This window comes from Sphingobacterium sp. UME9, from assembly GCF_014170215.1.
GTDB classification, from domain to species: domain Bacteria; phylum Bacteroidota; class Bacteroidia; order Sphingobacteriales; family Sphingobacteriaceae; genus Sphingobacterium; species Sphingobacterium paramultivorum.
Genome location: NZ_LZZP01000014.1, coordinates 305,586 through 313,673, shown reverse-complemented (window position 1 = coordinate 313,673; position 8,088 = coordinate 305,586). Strand labels below are relative to the sequence as shown.

Annotated in this window: 5 protein-coding genes; 2 read left to right on the top strand and 3 right to left on the bottom strand. The window is 39.6% G+C overall.

Annotated elements, in window-relative coordinates:
• Nucleotides 1-181 precede the first annotated feature (181 nt).
• Together trxA and dnaE are read right to left on the bottom strand one after the other, a co-directional pair.
• Complete coding sequence (gene trxA / locus A9970_RS28175) at nucleotides 182-502, bottom strand: thioredoxin (RefSeq protein WP_046671752.1); 321 nt, start codon at nucleotides 500-502, stop codon at nucleotides 182-184.
• A 124-nt stretch (nucleotides 503-626) separates the two neighbouring features.
• Nucleotides 627-5,045, bottom strand: coding sequence for a DNA polymerase III subunit alpha (gene dnaE, locus A9970_RS28170; RefSeq protein WP_182984476.1), 4,419 nt, complete (start codon nucleotides 5,043-5,045; stop codon nucleotides 627-629).
• A gap of 651 nt (nucleotides 5,046-5,696) precedes the next feature.
• On the opposite strand from dnaE, the gene A9970_RS28165 reads away from it, so the two are divergent.
• Nucleotides 5,697-6,479: a Cof-type HAD-IIB family hydrolase gene (locus A9970_RS28165; RefSeq protein ID WP_182984475.1), complete on the top strand. Its 783-nt coding sequence runs from the start codon at nucleotides 5,697-5,699 to the stop codon at nucleotides 6,477-6,479.
• Here the strand turns inward: A9970_RS28165 and A9970_RS28160 are convergent.
• The gene (locus A9970_RS28160) at nucleotides 6,476-7,075 is read right to left on the bottom strand and encodes a hypothetical protein (RefSeq protein WP_182984474.1); all 600 of its coding nucleotides are present in this window, start codon (nucleotides 7,073-7,075) and stop codon (nucleotides 6,476-6,478) included. The genes A9970_RS28165 and A9970_RS28160 overlap by 4 nt on opposite strands.
• A 45-nt stretch (nucleotides 7,076-7,120) precedes the next feature.
• On the opposite strand from A9970_RS28160, the gene A9970_RS28155 reads away from it, so the two are divergent.
• Complete coding sequence (locus tag A9970_RS28155; RefSeq protein WP_182984473.1) at nucleotides 7,121-8,023, top strand: pirin family protein; 903 nt, start codon at nucleotides 7,121-7,123, stop codon at nucleotides 8,021-8,023.
• Nucleotides 8,024-8,088: the final 65 nt, after the last annotated feature.

Here is an 8,088-nt window from a genome sequence, read left to right as displayed (position 1 = left end):
CACAAAAAATACAACACATTACAATGTTAAAAAACAATATAAATACATAAAATCACACTAAAACAAATAAAATACAGGCATAAAACAACTAAAATTCGATATAAAATCAAAAAATTGGATTTTAAAAACAAAAAAAAGCCTGAAATATAATATTTCAGGCTTTTTTTATTATTTAACTAAGTTATGCTAATTGTTTTTCTAATTTCTCGTTCAATACTGATTTTGGAACAGCTCCAATTTGTTTATCAACTATTTCTCCATTTTTAAAGAACAATAAAGCTGGAATATTACGAATGCCATAACGAACAGAAATCTCTGGATTTTCATCCACATTTACTTTTCCTACAACAGCTTTACCTTCATAATCCTTAGCCAGTTCTTCAACCACAGGACCTACCATACGGCAAGGACCACACCATTCTGCCCAAAAATCAATTAATACTGGTTTGTCTGCTTTTAAGACAACTTCTTCAAAGTTGCTATCTGTAATTTCTAATGCCATAATCTTTTAATTTTATAAACCGAAGTTATATCTTTAATACTATTTAATTGCTAAAATCAATAAACAAAGATAGTAACAACTACCAATGTATTTGTAATCTTAATTACACAAATTCCAATCCAAACTAATTCAATCGGTAATTTATCCCTTCAAACTTATCTATACAGTCCAAAAATTCATTTGTTAGGTTTATTTTCAGACTTTTAGCTGGCATTTCGACAGATATTTCATCTTGGGGATCCCAAATTTTAAACTTTAATTGACAATTTGGCACAACCCCCTCAATCTCATTTTGCGCCAGTATATCTTTGATTCCGTCAAGAAATGCCTCGTTCAACTTAGGTAAAGGAATATTAATCGTAAAACTCTTTGCCATCTTCTCACGAAGATCGGAAAGCAACTGTACACTGCGCAGCTCAAAGCCCCAATTTCCAACCTGCCTGAAACGTTCCTGTACCAAACCCCGTAATTGCACAAAATAGCCCTCTTGCAAATATCCCTTCAACTTGACGTATTCTTCGCCAAAAACTGCCATATCATAAGAATCACTATAATCTTCTATGATAAACGAAGCAAAAGGCTTACCAGTCTTTGTCAACCGATGGTTTGCCGATGCGATAATGCCACCAATCACCAATTCTTTATTCTTGATCCGATTAAACTCAAGCAAAGTCTCTTCATCGACCTCTGCCGCCTTAACCTTATTGATCAATGCCAAATCTGAAACCGAATTCTGACAAAAATGTTCAATCTCAAACCGGTATGTATCTAAGGGGTGACTGGTCAAATAAATACCGATAACATCTTTTTCATACTTAAGCTTTTCAATCAATCCCCATTGCGGACAGGGTGCCAAAACAGGTTCCGGCAATTCTGCAGCACCACCTACACCAAACAAGCTCGCCTGGGCCGAACTTTCATTTTCTTTAAAACGCTGGCCGAATCGTATCGCCTTTTCCATTCCTGTAGAACTTTCATCCGAATGAAAATACTGTGCACGATGCGTATTATCGAAACTATCAAAACCACCAGCATAAGCCAGACTCTCGAAAGCTTTCTTGTTGACCGCACGAAGATCAATCCGTTTGGCCATATCGAAAACAGATTTATACAATCCTGATTGTCGAGTTTGCACGATAGCATCTACTGCTCCTGCCCCGACACCTTTAACCGCACCTATCCCAAAACGAATAGCTCCAGATTCATTTACCGTAAACTTATAATAAGATTCATTCACATCAGGACCAAGTACCTCTAGTCCCATACGTTTACATTCCTCCATAAAGAATGTCACCTGCTTGATGTCATTCATGTTATTAGAAAGTACGGCAGCCATATATTCCGCCGGAAAATGCGCTTTCAAATAGGCTGTTTGATAGGCAACCCAAGCATAACAGGTAGAATGGGATTTATTAAATGCATAACTTGCAAAAGCTTCCCAGTCGGTCCAGATCTTCTCCAGAACTTTTGCATTATGCCCTTTCTCCTCTGCCTGCGAAACAAACTTAGGCTTCATCTTATCCAGTACAGCTTTTTGCTTCTTACCCATGGCCTTACGCAAAACGTCGGCATCACCTTTCGAAAATCCAGCTAACTTTTGAGACAAAAGCATTACCTGCTCCTGGTATACCGTAATTCCATAAGTTTCTTTCAAATATTCCTCACAGGCATCCAAATCGTAAACAATAGGATCTATACCATGCTTCCGCTTAATAAAACTTGGGATATACTCAATTGGGCCCGGACGATAGAGTGCATTCATCGCAATCAAATCGGCAAATACCGTCGGCTTAAGGTCTCGCATGTACTTCTGCATTCCAGGAGATTCATACTGAAACACCCCTATGGTCTCTCCACGTTGAAAGAGCTCATAGGTAAGCTCATCGTCGATCGGAAATTGATCCGGATCCAGCACGATACCATGGCTTAATTTGACATTTTCGACCGTATCTTTTATCAGTGTCAGTGTCTTTAAACCCAAAAAGTCCATTTTCAGCAAACCGGCACTTTCAACAACGTGGTTATCGAACTGCGTCACATAAAGATCCGAGTCTTTTGCCAAAGAAACAGGAACGAAATTAGTAATATCGTCTGGCGTAATAATAACACCACAGGCATGGATACCTGTATTTCGTACAGACCCCTCCAAAACCCGGGCCTGTCTGATCGTTTCAGCTTCCAATCCAGCACCATCAGCAATAGATTTCAATCTATTAACAGCTTCAATTTCCTCAGTCCTCAGCTTTTCCTTTAAGCCGGCGTCATCTAAAGTAAAAATCTTGGATAATTTAAGATTCGGAATCAGCTTGGCAATTTCATTGGCATCCCCTAAAGGTAAATCCAATACACGGGCTGTATCTTTGATAGATGACTTTGCAGCCATTGTACCGTAGGTAATAATCTGGGCAACTTGACTAGCACCATATTTATTAATTACATATTGCATAACCCGTCCACGCCCCTCATCATCAAAATCGATATCAATATCGGGCATGGATACACGGTCAGGATTTAAGAAACGCTCGAAAAGCAAGTCATATTTAATCGGATCGATATTGGTAATTCCCAAACAATAGGCCACCGCTGAACCAGCTGCAGATCCCCGTCCTGGCCCCACAGAGACACCCATATCTCGGGCTGCCGCAATAAAATCTTGAACAATCAAAAAGTAACCTGGATACCCTGTTTTCTCAATGGTAGCCAACTCAAAGTCTAGGCGATCTCGAATATCAGTCGTAATTTCTTCATAGCGTTTCTCAGCCCCCACATAACAAAGATGGGCCAGGTATTTATTTTCACCACGTTTTCCACCATCTTCAAGATCGGCTTCCACCTGAAATTCTTCGGGTATATCAAATTTAGGCAAAAGGACATCTCGGTTTAACTTAAATATCTCTATCTTATCGACAATCTCCTGGATATTTAAAATCGCTTCGGGCAAATCTTTAAATAGAGCCTTCATTTCATCCGAAGACTTGAAATAATACTCCTGATTCGGTAAGCCAAAACGGAACCCTCGTCCCCTACCTTTTGGCGTTGAGAGCTTTTCACCATCTTTCACACACAGCAAAATATCATGTGCATGCGCATCGCCTTTCTTCTCGTAATACGTATTATTGGTCGCAACAGTTTTAACCTCATATTTACGGGAAAACTTCAGCAACGTTTGGTTCACACGATCTTCATCTTCCTGACCATGACGCATCAATTCAAGATAAAAATCATCCCCAAATTGTTCTTTCCACCACAGCAAGGCTTCTTCGGCCTGGCTCTCACCAATATTCAGTATTTTATTCGGCACCTCGCCTTGTAAGTTACCTGACAAAGCGATAACATCTTCTTTATATTGAAGAATAAGATCCTTATCAATCCGCGGAACATAATAGAACCCGGACGTATAAGCAAAAGAAGCCAGTTTAGCCAGATTATGGTACCCGCGTTTATTTTTCGCTAATAACACAATCTGATAACCATTATCCTTCCTCGACTTATCTTTGTGGTTTTCACAAACAAAAAATTCACAACCAACAATTGGCTTTAAAAGCTGACCAGTAGGTTCCTGTCCATTTTCAACAGCCTCCGCATTTTGCGCTTCAACTTCTTTATTATGGCCTATAACACGAGAAACAAACTCAAAAGCCCCCATCATATTTCCGTGGTCGGTTAACGCAACAGCAGGCATATTATCCTTGACCGCTGCCGAAACTAACTTATCATACGACATCGTCGACTGCAGGATCGAAAACTGAGAGTGGTTATGTAAATGGGCAAATTTGGCATCCTTTAAAGCTGCTAACGCGTCCGCATCAACGACAACCTTGACTTCATCTGGCTGAGACCGTTTTCTAATATCATCAGAAGCTGCTTTTAAGTTGATATGTTTCAGTCCAACAGTGGGTATAGGACCCGGATTGTTGGTTTTAAAATCGACAAAGTAGCCCGTATCGACCTGAAGTTCCTCAGTAGTGAAAACCTCTCTTCTGACAAGCTCCAGAAAACAACGTGTTGTCGCCTCAACGTCGGCTGTTGCATTATGTGCCTCAGCAAACGGCACTCCAAATAAATAGGAATGCAGCTCGGTCAAATTGGGTAATTTAAAGCGCCCACCGCGACCGCCTGGAATTTTCAGGAGTTCAGCTGTTACTTCCGTACAGGTATCTAATACAGGCATATTAGCCATATTAGACGCAACACTATAACGGTAAAATTCACAGCCCATGATATTCAAATCAAAACCAATATTTTGTCCAACAACAAACTTGGCTTTATTCAATGCCACATTGAATTTCTCTAGGACCTCCTGAAGCGGCACCCCCTGCTCTTCTGCCAATGCCGTCGATATGCCGTGTATTTTTTCAGAGTCATAGGGTATATCAAATCCATCTGGCTTAATCAAGAAATCGTGATGTTCGACCAAATTTCCCATCTCATCATGAATTTGCCAAGCCAACTGAATACAGCGAGGCCAATTGTCCGTATCGGTAATTGGTGCGTCCCAACGCTTAGGCAAACCCGTCGTTTCCGTATCGAAAATAATATACATAAAATTCTAACCCTCTTTAATACAATACATTAAATGCAAGACAATTTACATTTTTTTGAACTTGAAATTTACGAAATTATTAGAGAAGATTGTGTCAGATTTTTGCGAAAATCCACTAAAGAAAATCTAGCTTCAGACGATACCGGCCGCTAGCTACGCTTTAATAAGAAACAGGATCATAAACTCCTCGATCTTCCTTTTTTTATGCGCCTCGAAAAAGTCAATATCAGGCCAAATCATCAAGCCCTCGAGCTCTTTCTTATCATGTATATCAAAAGATCCAACATTATGCCAACATCAAATTTACAGCTCCTTTAACACGTACTTCATAGGGACTTTATAGGGACCTCATTCGGACTTCATTCGGATGAATACCTATAATCTTCCTTTTAATTCCCTTTTATCTCTGGTTTTATTTCCTCTTAATTATGCGGTTGATGTTGACTTATCTCCACCAAGTGTGGTAAAAATTTTCATCTAGAACCGCAACTTAACATCTACAGACCGACTGTCTTCCATTTGGGCATACTTATCCTCAATACAATTAAAAACGAGATAAGCACTATTAGGCGATAAAACACCTCAAATTTAATATTGTAATAGTTACACTATCCCAAGTATTTAGTATATTTGATTTTGACCCAAAAATCCATGATTAAAGCTATTTTTTTTGACATCGATGGAACTTTGCTAAGTTTCAAAACACATCAAGTTCCCGAATCTACTCAACAGGCATTTCAATTATTAAAAGAAAAAAACATCAAGGTATTTGTTTCAACAGGAAGGTCCTACAATCAGCTGGGGCATATTCGTTACCTCGATTTTGATGGATATATCACCTTCAATGGCGGGTATTGCGTCACGAAGGAACAGGACGTCATTTATAAAAATAACATTCCTCAAAAAGACATTCGCTCCTTATTAGATTATGCTAAAAAGCGTGAAGACCTGACTTTTTCATTCATGTCTGAAAAAGAAATTTCCTTGAACCAGGTTACACCGGAGGTATTCCAAATGTACCAGCAGGTCAATGTCCCCACCCCACCAGTTCGGGATTACGAACAGAATTTTGATCTTGACTCAGTTATGCAGGTCAATGTTTTCATCAATCCTGAAGAAGAAGCTGAATTCATGGAAAATGTGATGCCAAATTCAGTTGCTTCGAGATGGACGCCCATTTTTGCTGATGTCAATCCTATGGGGCAAAGCAAAAAAATTGGAATAGATGTTTTTTTAGACCATTTCAACTTCACCTTGGAAGAAACCATGTCATTTGGCGACGGCGGAAATGATATTACCATGCTAGCGCACACCCATATTGGAATTGCTATGGGTAATGCAAATCCCGAGGTTAAGGAAATTGCAGATTATATAACAGACAGCGTTGATGAAAATGGCATCTGGAATGCATTAAAACACTTCAATATCATCTAAAGCTGGATAGTTAAGGTTATTCGAGAAGTATTGCTGTTACTATTCATCAGCAAATTATGTTTTTCCGGAAAAAGATAGTCCAATCGCTGTCGAAAATCACGTATCAATGTGCTGCTAAACTGGCTTTCCAGGTAATGGTTCACGCGATAACTCACTTCCAGCATAATCAGCTTTGATGAGCCCGATAATCGTATCCGAACAGGATGAGAAGACATCGTATTATAACCATTTTCAACAGCATGCTGTACCACAGGAAAAAGAATGAGCGGCGGCAACATAATTTCATCCTGAGAGTGTAGCTTATTTTCCCATTTGACTGAAAAACCTGCTGGAAGAAAACGCTCAGCCAACTGCAAATATTGGTTCAACAAGTTAAGCTCTACCTGCATAGCCTCAAATCGGTCAACATGAAGCTTAAGCAACTGCTCTTGAAAAGCAAAATACTCCACTGGATCTATTTTGTTATGTTGTATAAAATGCCCTATCAAAAAACTGTCCAGCTGACTGTTCCTAAAAGACAACCTATCCGCCAGTGCCAAAAGCTCTTCATTTCTTACACTCTTTTTACCCAAAAAACGATTGATTATACTCGACATTTCTTAAATTGCTGTAGATTAGAAACACAAAAATAAGGAAACATTATGTCAAATATTGCAATAGTTATTGAAGAAAGAGCCGCTGACATAGGCAATTTCTTAGTTGGGCGACTTCTGCCTTTCAGGCAGAAACGTATGGTCGGCCCTTTTATCTTTATCGACCACATGGGACCAGATAACATTGCCGAACCGCACTTTATGGATATTGCTCCACATCCGCATATCGGGTTATCCACATTGACTTATCTATTCGAAGGTAGCATTATGCACCGTGACAGCTTAGGAAATGCCGTGGAGATCAAACCTGGAGCAGTCAATTGGATGACGGCAGGTAAGGGTGTTACACATTCCGAAAGAACTCCCGAACAGCTGAGATCGACGCCGCACGACCTACATGGACTGCAGATTTGGGTGGCCCTACCAAAAGAACTCGAAAAAATGGAGCCTAATTTTGTTCACATAGAAGAACCGCAGCTTCCACATTGGACCGAAGACCGTGTATCTTATCGTTTAATTGCAGGTGAAATTAAAAACCATCGTTCCGAGGTTCCCGTATATAGTCCATTATATCTTATTGAAATCAAAGCAGAACAAGATGCGACCATCAAACTGGGCGATCACCTATATGGCGAAAGTGGATTATATATCCTTCATGGAACTGTTCATGCGGAAGGCCAGGAATTCGGTCCAAAACAGATTTTAGTTGCCAAGGATGCGAAACTATGTGAATTCGAAATGAAGGCGGGTACTTCAGTTTACATTTTTGGTGGTGAACCTTTTCCTGAACAACGATATATCGACTGGAACTTCGTCGCTTCAGACATTGAAACATTAAAAATAGCGCGCGAAAAATGGGAAAATCATGAATTTCCAAAAGTACCTGGAGATGACGGCTATATTCCAATCCCTCCTGTAAATCCCACTTTAGGGCAGAAAAAAAATCAATAACAATGTCCTAAACCAATAACAACGTGGACGTATAAATTGGAAAAGTCGCACAAGTAGAAAGACAG